Raw genomic sequence first — 17,839 nt, 5'->3', positions numbered from 1 at the left:
GGTGTGCAAAAATCCGGCACCGCGCCGCACCAGGTGACAGGCGCCCGTGCGCGCTTCAACGGACCGCGTCAGCTTTTGCGCAGCTTCATGACATCGGCCTGCGGGGTCCAGTCGGGCAGAACCCGGCGGGCGAGCGGGCCCAGATGTGTCTCTAACATGTCGATCAGATAGGCATCCTCGATGCCGTCGAGCGCGCCGGATCGGAACCGGTTTGCATAGGAATGTGTGCGGTCCGGCGTGGGCAGCGCGCCCAGGCCGCAGAATTCGGCAATCTCCTGCGCTCGTGGCCCGATCTCTTCGGTGCGCAGCACCAGCAGCTGCCCGTCCGACACCCTGTCCAGCGCTGCGCTGACCGATTGGTGCCAATACCCCAGATAGGCGGCGATGGGATAGAACCCCGCCTCATTCAGATGCGCCTCCTGGGGCGGGTGGCCCGAGCGCGGCCCGAACCGGTAGGCGCGGAACCGTTTCCAGGCGTCGGTGGGGTCGCGCAGGGCGCTGTGATCGAGCATCGACCGCAGCCAGACCCCCGGCGACCGCACGGTGAGGATAAAGCGGCTGTCGGGGAACAGCGTCAGCAGATCGTCGATCAGATAGGCGTTGACCGAAGAGCTGTCGATCTTGAGGTTGCGGATCCGGTCGCGCCACTGGAGACATCGGTGCAAAGGGCCTGCATCCTGGGTCTCGGCCTTGTGCAGGATATGGCCGATCAGGCGATTGGCATCGGCCTCGTGACCGCAGCGCACATGGGCTTCGAACATGTCCGACAGGGTATGCGTGCCGGTTTTCGATGCACCCAGCCCGAAGATTCGCACGCCCTGCCGCCGCGGCTTTGTCATGTGCCGCAGCTGCTTGTTCAAGATCGCCGGAATATGTTTCAGCTGGGGCATGGCTGGACCTTTCGCACGGAGGGCTCCACGAGCAAGATGCCTTGTTTTTCGTCAGCGACCTGCCGTATCACCTCTTTTGGGCACTATTGTCTTCACCTTAAGGATGGACCGCTGCTTAAGGGTGATCTTTTACATATCTGTGGTTTTACTCCGGGAGGGAGACCTCTCATTGGTCTTATGATCGCAAAAAACATAGGCGGAAAGTACCGGTAAAATGCGGCGATATGCAGGACTATACCGCCGCGGGCGTGGGCCGATCTGTTGAATGCTGTTCACTGAGCTGAATTTCTGGGTCTTTTTTGCCGTTGTTGCCGCCCTATACATCATGCTGCCGCATCGCGGGCAGAATCGCATGCTGCTGGTGGCCAGCTATGTGTTCTACGGCGCGTGGGATTGGCGCTTTCTCAGCCTGATCCTGTTGAGCACGGTGGTCGATTACCTGGTCGGCTTGGCGATGGCGCGCGAACCCCGGGACCAGCGGCGCAGGCACCTGCTGGGCATCTCCCTGGCGGTCAATCTCGGGATGCTCGGGATTTTCAAGTATCTCGGCTTCTTCGTCGATAGTTTCATAAACCTTTCCAATAGTTTAGGCATCCCCGCCGACCCGGTTGTCCTGGGCATCGTCCTGCCGGTCGGCATCTCGTTCTACACTTTCCAGACGCTCAGCTACACGATCGACATTTACCGGCGCGATCTGGAGCCGACCCGGGATTTCCTCGACTTCGCGCTGTTTGTCGCATTTTTTCCGCAGCTCGTTGCCGGCCCGATCGAACGGGCCTCGAACCTGCTGCCCAATATTTCGATGCCGCGCCAGCTCAGCTGGGAGGCGCTGGCCCGCGGGTCGGTGCTGTGTCTGGTCGGCCTGATCAAGAAGATCGTGATCGCCGATGGCGTCGCCCCGTCGGTCGATGCGGTCTACGCCAGCGCAGCACCGTCAGGGGCCGATATCGCCGTGGCCACCTGGCTCTTCGCGATCCAGATCTATTGCGATTTCTCCGGCTATACCGACATCGCGCGCGGCGTGGCCAAGATGCTGGGCTTTGGCCTGATGCGCAATTTCGCCCAGCCTTACTTCGCCGCGGATCCGCAGGAATTCTGGCGCCGCTGGCACATCAGCCTGTCCACCTGGCTGCGCGACTATCTCTACATCTCGCTGGGCGGCAACCGCGGCGGCCGGTGGGCCACCTATCGCAATCTCATGGCGACGATGACGCTGGGGGGCATCTGGCACGGGGCGGCCTGGAATTTCGTGCTGTGGGGGATCTATCAGGGTGGGCTTCTGGCGGTGCACCGTGCGCTCGCGGGCCGTCACCAGCGCGTTGGCGAAGGCGATCGGCGCAGCCTGACGGGTTGGGTGCTGCGGATCGGGGCGATTCTGCTCTTCTTCCAGGTGGTGTGCTATGGCTGGCTGCTGTTCCGTGCCACCTCGTTCGGGCAGATCGTCGATTTCACCGGGCGTCTTTTGACTCCGGAGGCGGGATATCTGGATCTCAGCCTGCCGCCGCCGCCGGTTGCGGCCCTCTTGGGGATGCTGTGGCTGCTGTTCTGGGATGTTCTGGTGGAACACAGCGGCAACGTGCGGTTCTATCGGGGCTGGCCGGTCGTGCTGCGCGCCGGGCTCTATGCGGGCATGATCTATCTTCTGGCCTTCGGGGCCACGACGCAGACCGCCGCCTTCATCTACTTTCAGTTCTGAAACGGAGAGAGAGCCGATGACCGCACCCGACCCCTCCCGCCCGGACCGGCCAGGCAGCTTGCGCCAGTTCCTGGGGGTTCTGGGGCTGACCCTGGTCTTTCTGGTGGTGCTGGATGTGATGGTGGCGGGTCTGTTGGGCCTGGCGCAAAGCCGGGGCGTGGCCGGCTCACTGGTGCGGTATTTCGAGTATGGGCGCAGCGTTCCGGGCAAGCTGGAGGCCTGGCAGGCCGCCCCCGAGGCGCAGGGCAATCTTTTCGACGTGGGCTGGATCGAGGCACAGCTCAACGACAGCCTGACGGGGCCTGACGCGCCCGGTGGCGTGGTGCGCAGCTATGGCATGTCGTTCGTCGACAACATCCTGCGTCAAGCCGTCGCCGCCGACCCTGCGCTGGCCGTGGACCGGCATGCCGGGCCCGGGGCGCCGCCGAATTATACCTATGCGGTGTTTTTGGACGATCACCTGCACCGCCAGGCCGGCGATGTGGCGGTTCTGGGCATCCTGTCGTCCTCCGTGCCGTCTCTGGCCGCGCTCAGCAACCGCACCTGGGTGTTCGAGCAGCCCGCACCTTATACCTATCCGGTTTTCACCCCGGCACAGGACGGCGGGCTGAGCCGCATCGATCCGCTGATCACCAGCCCGGCACAGGAGCGCGCTCTGGCGCAGGATCCTGCCGCAGAGGCCGCCTGGACAGCGCAGCTGGCGCAGGAGGATGCCTTTTACGGCGCGCCCACCTTCGGTGCGACAGCGCTGGATGTCTCGCCCTTTGCCCGTCTGGTGCGGCGCGCCCTGGCCAAATCGCATGTGTCGGACCGCAAGACGGCGGTCCTGGCGGGTGGCTTCCCCTATGCGCAGGTGCTCTCCCGCATGGTCACGGGCTTTGCCGAGCAGGCGCAGACCGAAGGGGTCTATCCGGTCGTGTTTCTGATCCAGACCCGCGATCCGAACGATCCCGACCTCCTGGCGGTGCTGGGTCCGGTGCTGCAGGAGCACGGTATCCCTTACCTGGCCACGGCCGAGCATGTGGACCCGCGCGACCCGACCGCCTTTGTGGGCGATGGCCATTATACCCATGACAACGATCGTCTGTTTGCAGAGGCGTTCCTGCGCCTGATGGCCACGCGCAGCGCTGCGCAATAGAGCTCAGCCGGGCGGCGCGTCGCGCGTCAGGACCCGGGCGGGCACGCCGCCGACCACGGCCCCTTTGGGGACATCCCGGCGCACCACCGCATTGGCGCCGACCACCGCCCCCTCCCCGATCAGGACCGCCCCCAGGATCACGGCCCCGGCGCCCACATCGACGCCATTCTCGATCACCGGGCGATCTTGCAGATGCGATGTCCGGGCAATACCGAGCGTGGTGTTCTGGCGCAGGATCACATCGTCCCCGATCTGTTGTGCGACCAGGACCATACCGCCGAAATGCTCCAGCTTGACGCGCCGGCCGACGCGGACCGTATAGGGCAGCATGATGCCCCCCCGGATCTGACAGCGTTTTTCCATGACCCGGTAGATCACGCTGCACAGGACCCGCAGCGGCTTGCGCTGCCCCATGCGCCAGTTTCCGAACCTGTGCCAGAAGAGCGCCCAGAACCCCTGCGCCATCCAGTCGCGATCATGGGTGCGGAAATCCTCGGCCACAAGCTGCCAGAACCCCACATCGGAGGGGTTGGCGTTTTCGGCCCCTGTGCCGGGGATGAACCGCGCATCCTCTTCGCCGCGGGCGCAGTGTTTTTCAACCATCAGCCCGCTCCCGTCCGCCCCAGCAAGGGGCGCAGAACATGCTGGGTCATGTCGCGGAAGAAGTGCAGGGGCGCGTGCGGGTCCTGCCGCCTGAGCCGCGCCAGCACATGGTTCAGCACCGCTCCCACCATCCAGGCCATCCCCGCGACCAGAGCGCCGGCCCTGCCGTGGTTCTTGATGTAATAGTGCCGCCAGGAGTCGTACCAATAGGCAGGCCGGGCGCGCCGCTGGGAGGCGCCGCTGCGCACCTGGGTGGCGGCGCCCTCGGCATGGATCACCCGCGCGGTGGGGACATACCAGATCTCATGCCCGGCGTTCCGGATCATACGCATCAGGTCAACCTCTTCGAAATAAAGGAAAAAAGCCGGATCAAAGCCGCCGACCTCTTCGATCGCATCGCGGCGGAAGAGCACCGCGGCACCGGCCACCCAATCGACCGGGCCCATGGGATGATCTTCGGGCAGCGCCACCGACGCCCGGGGCATCAGCCGGTTGACGGGCCCGAAATTGAGCGCGCGGACAAATTCCGCGGCGGCCGAGGGGAAGCGGAAGGCCGCCGTCACCCGCTGGCCGGAGGGCAAGGCGATCCCCGCCCCCGCAACGGCCACCTCCGGATTGTCCTGCAGGGTCTGCGCCAGGATCTCGAGGGTTTCATTCTCCAGCTGTGCATCGGGATTGAGCAGAAAGACGAAGTCCGGCGGCGTGCTGCGACGGGCCAGAGCCCGCAGGACCAGATTGTTGCCGCGCCCGAACCCGTGGTTTTCGCGTTCCAGATAGAGCGTGACCCGATCCGCATAACCCGGCGTGCCGAAGACCGCCTGCAGCCGGGCGGCATCGTCGCCGGGCGAGGCGTTGTCCACCAGATGGATATCGACGGTATGGGGCCCATGCGTGCGGTCGAGCACGCTCTCCACCGCCTTGATCGCCAGATCTGCCGTGCCGTAATTGACAATGATCACAGAGATATCCGCCGATATCTGGACGGTGTCAGTCACGCTTGCTCTCCTTCGGGCCGGATTAGAGCGTATCGCCTTTGGCCCGAAACCAGATGTATCACCTATTGCGTTGATTTCATTGAAATCAGGCAGCGATAGGTGTTTCAAGTCCAAGGCGAATTGCTTTGGGCGCACTATGGCCAGAGTCCCGCCATGGGCAAGAGGCTTTGCGTGTCTGCGGCGGATTGCCGGGCCAAAACGTCAGACCGCCCGGAAAATCCACGGTCCCGGGCGGTCGGATGTCATTGCAGCTGGTGGTCAGGGGATGAAGCGCGGGATCACCGTGTTGACCTCCGACAAGACCTCCATCAGCCGGGCTTCGGCCTCTGCATCGGTCTCATTGGGCCCGATCAGCGTTGTCAGGCGCACCAGCGCACCGTCTGTCCGCCCGGTCGCGATCCCATCCACCATCAGGTAGAATTTCGCAGCAAAGTCCCAGGCGATTTTCCGGCCCTTCTGCTCGAACCAGTAAAACACCATCATGCGGGTCTCACCCTTCTGGATGATGGCGCGGTTGATCTTGAAGGGCGTGTCGCTGCCCAGTTTCTCGGTGATATCCGTGCGTTCCAGCCAGGCGATTTCCCAGCCAGCGCCGGGCAGGCAAATCTCCGGAGAATGCACGCCGCCTTTGCTCTGATCGGCGTACCAGGCAGAGAAGAAGCCCACCTGTGCGGCTTCACCGGGCTTGGCGAGATTGATCGAATGATAGTCATCCGCCCCCAGCGAGCGCGCAACGCTCTTGCTGAGCACCTCCGCCGGGCCGGTTTGCTCCCAGGCGCCCAGCGAGCGCGGGAAGAGACCGAAGTTGTCCCGCTGGATGACAGAGGCGTTGCGGTCGGGCACCATGCTCATCGCACCGATGGCGAGGATCATGGCGAGAGTGCTGGCGATCAGCGCGTTGGAGGCCCTGATGTAACGCACCCGCGCCGCCTGTCTCATCAGACCGTCGGTCTCCAGATCGAGCGCTTCGGCCAGCCCCATTTTCTGGGGGTGGAAGAAGAGCATGATCCAGGCCAGCAGGAACAGCAGGATGATGCAGATCAGGAAGATCACCCAGCCCTCGAAGAAATGCGTGAACCCTTCCAGCCATTCGATCCCGAACCGGTCCGCGAGCAATCCGGCGACGGCGATCCGGACGGAGTTCATCACGACGGTGATGGGCGCCGCCGACAGCAGCAGAACCGCCTTGTGCCATGTTGGGCCGCGGTAGAGCACGGCAAAGATGTAGGAAAAGCTGAGAATCGGGAACAGGTACCGCAGCCCGGAGCAGGCCTCGGCCACATGCAGTTTGAGCACGCCGAGGTCGATGATGTTGCCTTCCAGGAAGACCGGTACGGACAGCAGCTGTAGGAACCAGACGCCCAGTTCGGACGAGATATACTGCAGCGACGTCGACAGTTTGTAATAAAAGACGCCGGGCAGCGGCAGCATGTACACCAGGTGCAGAACGGGCGGCCAGAAGTGCTTGCCGGTTTTCCAGCCGAAGCTGACCAGCAGGAGCCCACCGACCCAGATGATCGTGGCATAGGCGACAATGTCGGAGATATTGGCCAAACGGCCCAGGGCGCCCATGCAGATCGCCGCCAGAATGAGGGTGAAGCCCACCCAGCGATCGCGCTTGGGCCCGGGCTCGGGCGGGTATTCCTTGAGTTGACGCAGGAACAGCAGAAGTGACAGGACCGGGATCAGGGGCCCGTGGCTGTATTCCGGCAGTTGCCAGGCGCGGATCAGCGCGTCGAGCCCGTCGGCGAAGAAGAGCCCGGTGCAGACGGTTGCCAGGACGAACCAGAAAACGCCCCAGGACACAAAGTCACCCGGTTGTATCCGGGACGCACGCATCGCACTTGTTACTGACATTATGAATCCTCAAAACGAATTGTGAGTATGCGCTGTTGTGATACCCGAAAATACCCCAAAAATGAAGCCTCAGCGGCCATCACATATAGTTGTGTTTAACGGATGAGCACGAAGGATTGGTGACGACTATGCAAGCGGTATCGGACGCCTCCGTGCTCTGTGTCGATATTGGGATCTTTGCCCATAACGAGGCCGAGACCATTGGCGCTCTTGTGGCGAATCTCGCGGAGCAAACCCTGTTTGACCGGGCCGATATCGATCCGCTGGTCTGGGTGATGGCAAACGGATGCAGCGACGACACCGTGGCTGCGGCGGAGACCGCCCGGGCGGCGCTGCCGGAGCCCCTGCGCGACCGCATCCGGATCGTCGATCTGGCGCAGGGCGGCAAATCGCGCACGGTGCAGCGATTCATCCACGCGCAGGCGCGCGACCAAGCCGGGATTCTGGGGTTCATGGATGCCGATATCGTGCTGCCGGAGCCGGAGACCCTGTCGCATATGGTCGAAGCCTTGCGGACCCGGCCGGAGCTTCAGGTCTTCGTGAGCCGGCCGGTCAAGGATGTCACGCATTTCGACCTCGATGTGGGCAGGGTCACCCGGCTGATCGCCTCCGGCGGGGACGGGCTGACCAACTACCGCAAATCGATCTGCGGTCAGCTTTACATGATGCGCAGCCGCATGGCGCGGCAGATCGCCCTGCCCGCGGGCCTGCCGGTCGAAGACGGGTTCGTGCGTGCATTGGTGCTGACCGATCTCTTCAGCGCCCCGGAGGATTTCACGCGGATCGACGGAGATCCGGCCGTTTTCCACGTCTATACCTCGATCCGGGGCATTGGCGAGTTGCTGCATCACCAAACCCGGCTGGTGATCGGAAGTGCAATCAACGCCGCCCTTTACGGGTTTTTCAATCGGGAAGGCCTGCGGGGGGCGGCATTGCACGACTACCTGATGACCGAAGCCCAGCAGGAGGACTGGTTGAACCACCGGGTGACGACCGAATTGCCGCGTCGCCCGTTCGGCTATGTCCCCTTCTCCTTTGCCACCAATCGGGTGACGACTTTCCTGCGGCGCGACAAGAGAACGGCGAAAGGGTTCGTCATGACCGCAATCGGATCCGGGATGGACCTGCTGGTCTATATTCGGGCCAGCCTGCGGATGTGGCGTGGGCAGGGTGTCGGCTTTTGGTAGCGTGACCGTCCGGTTGGAGGGTATTGAAGACACAAAAAAACCGCCTCTGCGTGAGAGGCGGTTTTCGATTTCAAGCGGATTGTAAAACCCGTCTTAGGCCTTTTTGCGGCGGCGCATTGCGCCCATACCGGCCAGGCCACCGAGCAGCAGGAGTGCGGATGCTGGCAGCGGAACTGCGCTGACCGACACTGCGTCAAGGTCGAAGCCGTCAATCGAACCACCGCCTGCGGGCGATGTGTCGACGATTTTGATCGAGTCAAACACGCCGACGAAGTTCAGGGACTGGCCACCTTGGGCGTTTGCGTTCTGGACTTCACCGATAAGTGTTTCCACACCACCCAGGACAGCGAACACGTTAGCTGATTCAAGGTGTGTGCCGATGTCGCCGAATGTGACTTCCCATGTGGTCACCGGGCCTGTTCCCAGAGTGCTGAAGCCGAGAACGATGTCTCCACCCAGACCGAGGGAGTAGAATGTGTTGTCCGCACCGCCCAACGCGTTGTCGACGTCTGTACGATCACCGGGCGTTGCGATGCCGTCGGAGACACCACCACCGCTGGACGAAATGACTGTGTCGGCGAAAATTACCGCGGCGGATGCGGCACCGCCGCTCAGCGCCACAACGGCACTCACTGCAAGGACTTTAAATAACTTCATGACTTCACTTTCACCATTAACTGATTTCGATCGATGAGGGCACGCCCTCGGGATGATTAAAACCCTACCAATTTCTCAGTGTGCTCTCAACTAAATCTTAAGGTTTGTCCGCCGCTAACACGCTTTTTTTGGGGGTAAAAATACCTATTCCCCAAAAAACTTGACATAATCCTGATTTATTCTCAGCGGTTTTAAGTTTTTATGCGGGTTTTTTGTGCGGTCCTTCGCTCATTTTGAGAGTGACCCAAAAAAGTTCTAGCCAGGGTTGTTTAAAGAGAATCAGGTGAATCGCCGGGCGCCTGCGGGGGCGCAGGGCTGCTTTCTGCCTGTTCTCTAAGCGCTTTTTCGACCGGGGCCCCTCATCGGACCAGCAAGGTTGAACCGGCATGGGCTTCGGATTAACAGGCTCGCGTGACGTGATGATACAGGCCAAGGAAACCGGACCATGACGCATCCCTCGGGCCGCTCATTCCGTTGGGCAATTCTCGGCACCGGATCGGTCGCCCGCAAGTTCGCCCGCGACCTGCAGGCGATGGGCTCTGCGGTGACGCTGCAGACCGTGGCCTCGCGCAGCCTCGAGAACGCCCGCCGCTTTGCCGCCGAGTTCGGCGCGGTCGAGGGCGCCTGCGACTATGAGACCGCCGCGCGGTCCGAGTGTGACGCACTTTATATTGCAACCCCTGCAGCCCTTCATGAGCCCCATGCGCGTCTCGGCATCGCGGCGGGCAAACCCGTGCTCGTGGAAAAGCCGCTGGCGCCCGATGCCGCATCCGCGCGCAGGATTGCCGCGGCCGCGGCCGAGGCGGGTGTCTTTTGCATGGAAGCGATGTGGACGCGGTTTCAGCCTCTGCCGACGCGGGTGCGCGATGAGCTGGCCGCCGGCTTGCTGGGCGAGCTGCGCGGGTTCGACGGGCAGTTCATGATCGCCAACCGTCCAGAGCCCGGTGTCAGCCTGTTCGATCCCGATCAGGCGGGCGGCGCGCTGCTGCACCGTGGCATCTATCCGGTATCGCTGGCCCATTTTTTCCTGGGTCCGGTTGCCGAGGTGCAGGCCTTCGGGCGTCTGGGTGAGACCGGCGTTGACGAAGACAGCGTCGTGCTGCTGCGTCATGCGTCCGGTGCCCTGTCCACCCTGCGCGCCAGCCTGCGCAGCAATGGCCGGCCGGGCACCCGGATTTACGGCACGACAGGCACATTGGAACTGGAAGGGCCGGTCTGGCGCCCGACCCGCGCGCGCCTTTACAGGACAACGCCCGGATCGGCAGCACCCGGGGCGCCACGCCGCCTCGAGGCCTTGCGGGAAAGCCGCATGGGCCTGCGGCTGTCGGGGGCGTTGGGCCAGCTCAAACGTCTGGCGGGGCGATCCGTGACAACGCTTCATGCCCCCTTCGAGGGCAATGGCTATCGCCATGAGGCGCAGGCGCTGATGCAGGCTGTCGCCGCGGGCGAGACCGTCGAGCCACGGATGACCCCGCAGGACAGTATCGCGGTGCTGGAGATCATCGATGCCGCCGCGGCCGATTGGACAAAAGGACCCCGCGCATGACGGCACAGGCTGCCCCGGTTGAGATTGGCGTGATCGGCTGCGGCTACGTCTTCGATCACTATATGACCACGCTGGAGCGGCACCCCGGCATCCGGATCGCCGGCGTTGCCGACCGCAACGGACCCCGTGCGCAGGATGTCGGGCGCTATTACGGGCTGCATGTCTATGAAGACGCCGCGGCCCTGCTGGCCGACCCCAGGATCACCATCGTGGCCAATTTCACCTCGATCGAGAGCCATTATGATGTGACGCGCGCGGCGCTCGAGGCGGGCAAGCACGTCTATTCCGAAAAGCCCTTCACCACCACGATGGAGGCCGCGCAGGATCTGGCCGCGCTGGCCGCCGAGAACGGGCTGCGGCTGTCCTGTGCCCCGTCCAATGCGCTCAGCGCCACGGTGCAGACCCTGTGGAAGGCGGTCACGGATGGCGCCATTGGCACGCCGCGGATGATCTATGCGGAATTCGACGACAACCCGGTCTATCTGTTGCAGCCCGAGACCTGGGTCTCGCGGTCCGGCGCGCCCTGGCCTTACTTGCACGAATACGAAATGGGCTGCACCTGGGAGCATGTGGGCTATCACCTGACATGGATGTGCGCGATCTTCGGCCCGGTGCGCCATGTGACCTCCTTCTCCAAGGCGACCCTGCCCGACAAGACGGACCAGCCTCTCGATCCGGCGGATACGCCGGATTTCTCGGTGGCCTGTCTGGATTTCGAGAGCGGTGTCGTGGGGCGCATCACCTGTTCCATCGCCGCCCCCACCGATCACCGGATGCGCATCATCGGCAATCGGGGCGTTCTGAGCGCGGACACCTACCGCGACTACACCTGCCCGGTTTATCTGGAGCCCTTCACGAATTTTTCGCTAAAGGCCCGCAATTTGCGCAGCGTGAGAGGAAATTCGATTCTGCAGGCCCTGTTCGGGGTCGGAGGGCGCAGGGTGCCGCTGACCCGGAGCCCCGCCCCCGGATCAACCGAAACGTACCGCCCGAAAGGCTCCCCGCTGTCACCGCGCAGCTGGATCAACCGGGTGCGGGCAGCTCAGCGCGGTCAGCAGGACAAATGCATCGGCCTTGCGGAGCTTGCCGCCGCACTCACGGAGCAGCGCCCGCAGTTCCCCGCCCCCGATTTCACCCTGCATCTGACAGAGCTGACACTGGCCATTCAGGGCGCCGGCCCCGAGGGCCGCAGCCAGGCCCTGACCACGCGGTTCGAGCCGCTTGAATTGCCCGAGCGCACGCGCCGGGCCGGGCCTGACTACAGCGCCTATGCCACACCCGCCCTGCTGCCCCGCAGCCTGCAGAACCTCCTGTCGCGGGGAGGCTGACGGATGGATGGGCACACCCTGTCCCGCGCGCGGGACGCAACCACCGCCGCCACCTTGCCAAAGATCGCCTATCTGACGGGGCAATACCCGGAAGTGTCGCTGACGTTCATTCTGCGCGAGGTGGAAGCGCTGCGCGCTCTGGGGGCGGATGTGATCACCTGCTCGATCCGCCAGACCCCGCCCGAACAGCACCCCGGCCCGGCCGAGAAAGAGGCTGCGCGCACCACCTTTCATGTGCTGAAGGCAGCCCGTAACCCTCTGAAACTTATCGCGGCGCAGGCCTATGCGCTGACCCGCCCCCGGCGCTATTTCGGCGCGCTGGCGCTGGCCTGGAAGACACGGTCGCCGGGGCTGAAGGCAGCCCTCTATCAGCTTGTCTTCTTCCTGGAAGCCACCGTGCTCGCGCGCCACCTGGAAGCGCAGAAGGTCGGGCACATCCACAACCATTTCGTCTTTGGCAGCGCCACCGTGGCGATGCTCTCGTCCGAACTGACGGGCATCCCCTACAGCTTCACCCTGCACGGCCCTGCGGATCTGTTTGAACCCTATCGCTGGGCGCTGGCCGAAAAGACGGCGCGGGCCGCCTTCGTGGCGACCATCAGCCATTACGCCCGCAGCCAGCTGATGTTCTTTTCCGATCCCGCGCATTGGCACAAGATCCGGATCATCCATTGCGGCGTTGCCCCCGATCTCTACGGGCAGCCGCCTCAGCCTGCGCGCAGCGACGACGACATCCGGTTGGTCTTCGTGGGGCGGTTGGCCCCGGTCAAGGGCATTCGCGTGCTCTTCGAGGCGATGCAGCGGCTGGCCCCCGAAATGCCCCGGCTGCGGCTGATCCTCGTGGGGGATGGCCCGGACCGCGAGGGGCTCGAAGAGGCGGCCAAACCCCTGGGCGACCGGGTCGAATTCACCGGATACATGTCGCAGACCGAGGTGGCAGAGACCTTGCAATCCGCCGATATCTGCGTGCTGCCGAGCTTTGCCGAAGGCGTGCCCGTCGTCCTGATGGAGGCCCTGGCCAGCGGCCGGCCCGTCATCGCCACGCAGGTCGCTGGCGTGGGCGAGCTTGTCCGCGACGGCGAGACCGGCTTCATGGTGCCGCCCGGCGATGTCGAGAGCCTGATGGCACGCATTCGTCAGCTGGCAGAGGACCCGGCCTTGCGCGCCGCGATGGGCGCTGCGGGGCGTGACACGGTCCGGGCTGACTTCAACATTCGCACTGAAGCGGCCCGGATGGCCACGCTGATGGCCGGGGCAGCCGGGTCGGACCTGCGCCCGGCCCCCTATCGGGAGGTCTCGGATGTCTGAGCTGACCTGGGGGCTCGCGATTGCCACCAAGGACCGGATCGATGTGCTGCAACGCTGTGTCGAACTGGCCGTGACGCAAAGCTGGCCTCCGGTGGAGGTCGTGGTGGCCGATTCCAGCGCGGACTGGGCGCAGAACGCCGAGATCATCAAGGCAATCCTGCAGCGTTTGGCTCCTGATCTCCGGGTGGTGTATCTGCAGGGCGAAGCCCCGTCCCTGACCGTGCAGCGCAATCAGGCCGCGCGGCACGCCGAAGCCGATATCCTCTTCATGATCGATGACGATTCCCTCATGTACCCGACCTGCGCGGAAGAGATCATGAAGGTCTATGCTGCGGATACGGAGGGAAAAATCGCAGGTATCCAGGCTTCCGAAAGCCCGCACCTGCCCGGCATCGATGTCGCCGGCGCACAGCACCGGACCCTGGATGTGAGTGCCGCGCGCAAGAAATCCCGCGTGCTCAGCTGGGTGCTGAGCAAGATCTTCATGATGAACAAGACCGAGGTGTTCATCCCCTATGACGGCACATTCCACGAGGCCCCCGTCCCTGCGGAGCTCGCGCAGTTTCAGGTGGTGCCCGTGGCGCTCTTCGGCGGGTTTCGCATGACCTTCCGGCGCCAGGCCGTGCTGGACACGCCCTTTGACGCCAGCCTGCGGTATTACTGCCCTGGAGAGGATCTCGACGGCAGCTACCGGATTTCGCGCAACGGGCTGCTGCTGACCTGCTGGACGGCCAAACTGCATCATTACGTCAGCGCCTCGGGGCGGCTGAACCGACGCCAGGTGGCGCTGCTGTGGTCGCTGAACCAGGCGGTTCTGCTGCGGCGGCACGCGCCCGATCAGGCCTGGGCGCGCCGCCGGTATCGGCGGCACATGTTTCACCGGATCGTCATCGACATCATCAAGGACATCGGCATGCGGCGTTTCGATTTTCCCCAGACCCGCGGGACCCTGGGCGCCAGGCGCTATCTGGCGGACATCTGGAGAATGCCCCCCGACAGGCTGGACAGCTGGTACCCCGATGAACAGCGCCGTATCGTCAAGGGCATGTGAGGGGATGCGCCTGTGCCTCCTGCCGCCCCCGTCCGATCCCCCTCTCCCGTCTCCCATGCCCGAGGTCGTCCCGATCCATGCCAGACCCTGATCCCCGTTCCTACGTCCTGATTTCGCCCTGCCGCAACGAGGCGGACTACATGCGCCGCACCCTCGACAGCGTTGTGGCCCAGAGCGTCACGCCGACGCTCTGGGTGATCGTCGACGACGGATCCACCGATGACACGCCCGCCATCCTGGCGGAGTATGCCGCCCGGCACGACTGGATCCGCATCGTGCAAAAACCCGATCGCGGCCACCGCGCTGTCGGCCCCGGTGTGATCGAGGCGTTTTACGCAGGATACGACACGCTCGCGCCGGACGCCTTCACCTATTCCTGCAAGATGGATCTCGACCTCGATCTGCCGCCCCGGTACTTCGAGCGGCTGATCGAACGGATGGAAGCCGATCCGCGGCTGGGCAGCTGTTCCGGCAAGCCCTACGTGCGCCGCGGCGGCACGCTGGTCTCGGAGCGGCGGGGCGACGAGATGTCCGTGGGGATGACCAAGTTCTACCGCCGCACCTGTTTCGAACAGATCGGTGGCTACGTGCATGAAGTCATGTGGGACGCGATCGATTGCCACAAGGCACGCCAGTTGGGATGGCGCGTGGCCAGCTGGGACGAGCCTGAGCTGCGGTTCGAACATCTGCGCCCGATGGGGTCGAGCCAGATCAGCATCTATACCGGGCGGCGGCGGCATGGCTTCGGACAATATTACATGGGGTCTGACCTGCTGTTTTTCGCTGCGACCTGCCTGTTTCGCATGCTGGAGCCGCCTTATGTGCTGGGTGGGCTCGCCATGATGCAGGGGTATCTGGGGGCCTGGGTGCGCGGGGCGGCGCAACATGGCGACGCCGAGTTGCGCGCCTTCATCCGCAGCTATCAGCGCCGGGCCCTGAAGGTCGGCAAGGCCCGTGCGACAGAAGAAATAGAGAGGGAGCGGGCAGAGGTCTGGGTCGCGCCGGGCGCTGCCGTGTGACGTGCATAAAACCTGTGTCAGATGACCCTAAAGGTGTGGCCGACAGTTGATCCGGTCCTGTGAGATCGTTAAATGTTCCTCCAGTATTATCAGTTTGTACCAGCATTTTCTGGAGGGTTTCAGAATGAAGAAATTTTTTGCACCGACAGCACAGACAGAGCTGACATCCTGGATGTCCGACCATATGGACGACATCCGCGACACATTGAGCGCAGAAGGCATCGTGCTGCTGCGCGGATTTGATACCGAAGACGCGACCACGCTGAAAAAGACATTGGGTCTGTTCGGCGCCGATCCGATGACCGATGCGCGCTGGTCGACACCGCGTTCTTCCGTGGGCGACGGGGCGTTCACCTCGACCGAATACCCGGCCGAGCAGTGGATCGTCCTGCACTCCGAGATGTCCTATGCCCGCAGCTGGCCGCGGCTGCTGATGTTCCAGTGCAAGACCGCGGCCGCCACCGGAGGGGCGACGACCATTGCCGATCTGGCCGCGGTCAGCGCGTCGCTGGGCGAGATCCTCGATGAATTCCACGAACGCGAAGTCATCTATCAGCGCAACTTCCGCAAGGGTCTCGACATCCCGTGGCAAACCGCCTTCGGCACCGAAGATGCCGATGAGGTGCTGGAGATCGGCACGCGCAACGGGCTCGAGATCGAGTGGCGCCCGGACGGGACCCTGCGCACGGCGCAGCAGGCCCAGGGCGCGGTTCAGGGCCCGGATGGCACCGTGCTCTGGTTCAACCAGGCGCATCTGTTCCACCCCTGCCAACTGCCCGAGGCCACGCGCAAGGCGCTGGTCGCGGCCCTGGGGGCGGATGGTCTGCCGCGCAACGCGGTCTTCGGAGACGGGGAGCCCATCCCCGATGCAACCATCGAGCGGATCCTGCAGGTGCTGACCCAGCACACGGAAAACATCGACTGGCAGGATGGCGATCTGGCGATCATCGACAACATGCGCTGGATGCACGGGCGGGCGCCCTTCACCGGGACGCGCAAGGTGCTTGCCGCGATGGGACAACCACAGGATACGGCGGCCGTCACTCCAATCTTCGCATAAGGGGCGTCTTCGATGGATCTCTCAAGCATGCCCAAGCCGATAGAGGTCACCGCCTTCGAAGGGGCCAACGCGCGCAGCTACCTGCGCGCGGTCTTCGAGGCGTACCGCACAGGCCGGGTGGTTCTGGCCCTGCCCCCCGGGGCGGGGCGGCAGACCGTCCCGGGCACGAAAGTGCTGGACCGGCAGAGTTTCGAGGAGGATCCCGGCTGGTTCGAGGACAGGCTGGATCTGATCCACACGGATGCGGCCGCGCAGATCGCCTTCTCCTCCGGCACCACGGGCCGGCCGAAGGCGCTCCTGCTGAGCCATCGCGCATTGTCGGACGTCGTGGCCCGCATCAATGAGGCGATGCAGGTCGACGACAGCATTCGTGAATATATCGGGGTGCCGGTCACCTTTTCCTTCGGGTTCGGCCGGGCCCGCGCGGTGGCTGCGGCCGGCGGGAAAGCCTATCTGCCGCCCAACGGCTTTGACCCGGCCGAGATCGGGCGCATGCTGTCCGCCGGAGAGATCAACGCGATTTCCGCGGTGCCGACCCTGTGGCGCGTGCTTCTGGCCAACCCATCGGTGATCGGGACGGCAGGCGCCGATCTGCGCTGGATCGAGATTGGCAGCCAATACATGTCCGGCCAGGAAAAGGCAGAGCTCAAGGCCCTGTTTCCGAACGCCAAGATCGTCCAGCACTACGGGCTGACCGAAGCCTCGCGCAGCACGCTTCTGGATATCAGCGCCACCACGGGCGACGCCCTGGAAAGCGTCGGTGCGGCCACAGGTGATTGTGCGGTTTCGATCTCCGACGAGGGGCTGATCCGCGTGCGCGGGCCGCATCTCGCGATGGGGGTGGTCGGCGGCGCCGGGGTGAAACCGATCACGGATGCTGATGGCTGGCTGACCACGGCGGACCGCGGTCAGATCCGTGACGGGCTGCTCTATTACGAGGGGCGCATCGACGAGCTGATCAACTGCGGTGGCGTCAAGATCGACCCCACCCGGTTCGAGCAGCAGCTTGGGCAGGCGCTTGGGCTGTCCGAGGGGATCGCGGTTGGCCGGATCGCCGACAGTTTGCGCGGCGAACAGGTTCTGATTGCCGTCGCTCAAGACAGCGCCGCCCACGCGGACAGCCTGCAGAAGGTGGCGGTGGAGATTGCAGAAAGCTACGGCTTGACCCGCGGCGCCCTGAGTTTCCGGACGGTGGCCGACATCCCCAAGACCGCCACGGGCAAGGTCAAACGGGCCGAACTGCCGGATCTGCCCGATCTCTCCGCGGCCCCGGCAGAGGCCTCCGCGGACGCACTGGCCCAGCCCGCCTCGCGCGCCGCCGAGCTGCAGGCGCTCTGGGCCGAGGTGCTGGGCGTGCCGGAGGTTTCGATCCACGAGAGCTTCTACGATCTGGGCGGTGACAGCCTCTCGGCGCTGACGGTCATCATGCGGATGGAGGCGCTTGGCCTCGATCCAGACACCGCACGCATGATCTTCGATGGCAAGACGATTGCGGAGATCACCG

General features: G+C 64.1%; 15 protein-coding genes. 10 read left to right on the top strand and 5 right to left on the bottom strand.

The features are described 5' to 3' along the window. Window positions 1-68 precede the first annotated feature (68 nt). A complete protein-coding gene (locus MUB52_RS20375) occupies window positions 69-890 on the bottom strand; it encodes a sulfotransferase (RefSeq protein WP_263845991.1) in 822 nt (273 codons plus the stop codon). Between the two features lie 265 nt (window positions 891-1,155). Here MUB52_RS20375 and MUB52_RS20370 point away from each other — a divergent pair, with 265 nt between their 5' ends. Together MUB52_RS20370 and MUB52_RS20365 are read left to right on the top strand one after the other, a co-directional pair. After that, window positions 1,156-2,586, top strand: coding sequence for an MBOAT family O-acyltransferase (locus MUB52_RS20370; RefSeq protein WP_263845990.1), 1,431 nt, complete (start codon window positions 1,156-1,158; stop codon window positions 2,584-2,586). 16 nt (window positions 2,587-2,602) lie between these two features. Continuing rightward, a complete protein-coding gene (locus MUB52_RS20365) occupies window positions 2,603-3,724 on the top strand; it encodes a hypothetical protein (RefSeq protein WP_263845989.1) in 1,122 nt (373 codons plus the stop codon). 3 nt (window positions 3,725-3,727) lie between these two features. On the opposite strand, the gene MUB52_RS20360 is transcribed toward MUB52_RS20365, so the two are convergent. The 3 genes from MUB52_RS20360 to xrtD form a co-directional block, all read right to left on the bottom strand. After that, on the bottom strand, window positions 3,728-4,327 hold the full coding sequence (locus tag MUB52_RS20360; RefSeq protein ID WP_263845988.1) for a serine O-acetyltransferase: 600 nt from the start codon (window positions 4,325-4,327) through the stop codon (window positions 3,728-3,730). Continuing rightward, entirely contained in the window at window positions 4,327-5,322 is a 996-nt protein-coding gene (locus tag MUB52_RS20355) for a glycosyltransferase family 2 protein (protein ID WP_263845987.1), read from the bottom strand. The genes MUB52_RS20360 and MUB52_RS20355 overlap by 1 nt, the downstream gene beginning before the upstream one ends. A 258-nt stretch (window positions 5,323-5,580) precedes the next feature. Beyond that, window positions 5,581-7,128 (bottom strand): VPLPA-CTERM-specific exosortase XrtD, encoded by a 1,548-nt coding sequence (gene xrtD / locus MUB52_RS20350; RefSeq protein WP_318527450.1) that lies wholly within the window; start codon window positions 7,126-7,128, stop codon window positions 5,581-5,583. A gap of 179 nt (window positions 7,129-7,307) precedes the next feature. On the opposite strand from xrtD, the gene MUB52_RS20345 reads away from it, so the two are divergent. Continuing rightward, entirely contained in the window at window positions 7,308-8,366 is a 1,059-nt protein-coding gene (locus tag MUB52_RS20345; RefSeq protein ID WP_263845985.1) for a glycosyltransferase family 2 protein, read from the top strand. A 93-nt stretch (window positions 8,367-8,459) separates the two neighbouring features. On the opposite strand, the gene MUB52_RS20340 is transcribed toward MUB52_RS20345, so the two are convergent. Continuing rightward, entirely contained in the window at window positions 8,460-9,023 is a 564-nt protein-coding gene (locus MUB52_RS20340; protein WP_263845984.1) for a VPLPA-CTERM sorting domain-containing protein, read from the bottom strand. Between the two features lie 445 nt (window positions 9,024-9,468). Here MUB52_RS20340 and MUB52_RS20335 point away from each other — a divergent pair, with 445 nt between their 5' ends. From MUB52_RS20335 to MUB52_RS20305, 7 genes are all read left to right on the top strand, one after another. Next, a complete protein-coding gene (locus MUB52_RS20335; RefSeq protein WP_263845983.1) occupies window positions 9,469-10,569 on the top strand; it encodes a Gfo/Idh/MocA family protein in 1,101 nt (366 codons plus the stop codon). Then, window positions 10,566-11,897 (top strand): Gfo/Idh/MocA family protein, encoded by a 1,332-nt coding sequence (locus MUB52_RS20330; protein ID WP_263845982.1) that lies wholly within the window; start codon window positions 10,566-10,568, stop codon window positions 11,895-11,897. Before MUB52_RS20335 ends, MUB52_RS20330 begins: the two co-directional genes overlap by 4 nt. A gap of 3 nt (window positions 11,898-11,900) precedes the next feature. Continuing rightward, window positions 11,901-13,205: a glycosyltransferase gene (locus MUB52_RS20325; RefSeq protein WP_263845981.1), complete on the top strand. Its 1,305-nt coding sequence runs from the start codon at window positions 11,901-11,903 to the stop codon at window positions 13,203-13,205. Next, window positions 13,198-14,256 (top strand): glycosyltransferase family 2 protein, encoded by a 1,059-nt coding sequence (locus MUB52_RS20320; protein ID WP_263845980.1) that lies wholly within the window; start codon window positions 13,198-13,200, stop codon window positions 14,254-14,256. The genes MUB52_RS20325 and MUB52_RS20320 overlap by 8 nt, the downstream gene beginning before the upstream one ends. A 77-nt stretch (window positions 14,257-14,333) precedes the next feature. Continuing rightward, a complete protein-coding gene (locus MUB52_RS20315; protein WP_263845979.1) occupies window positions 14,334-15,275 on the top strand; it encodes a glycosyltransferase in 942 nt (313 codons plus the stop codon). Window positions 15,276-15,399: 124 nt separating this feature from the next. After that, complete coding sequence (locus MUB52_RS20310) at window positions 15,400-16,335, top strand: TauD/TfdA family dioxygenase (protein ID WP_263845978.1); 936 nt, start codon at window positions 15,400-15,402, stop codon at window positions 16,333-16,335. 27 nt (window positions 16,336-16,362) lie between these two features. Beyond that, a partial coding sequence (locus tag MUB52_RS20305; protein WP_263845977.1) for an AMP-binding protein occupies window positions 16,363-17,839 on the top strand: 1,477 nt, incomplete at its 3' end.

Origin of the sequence: Roseobacter sinensis, assembly GCF_025755255.1 — a bacterium.
Classification (GTDB): Bacteria; Pseudomonadota; Alphaproteobacteria; order Rhodobacterales; family Rhodobacteraceae; genus Roseobacter; species Roseobacter sinensis.
The sequence above is the reverse complement of the archived record's forward strand: the minus strand, read 5'-3'. Positions and strand labels throughout refer to the sequence as shown.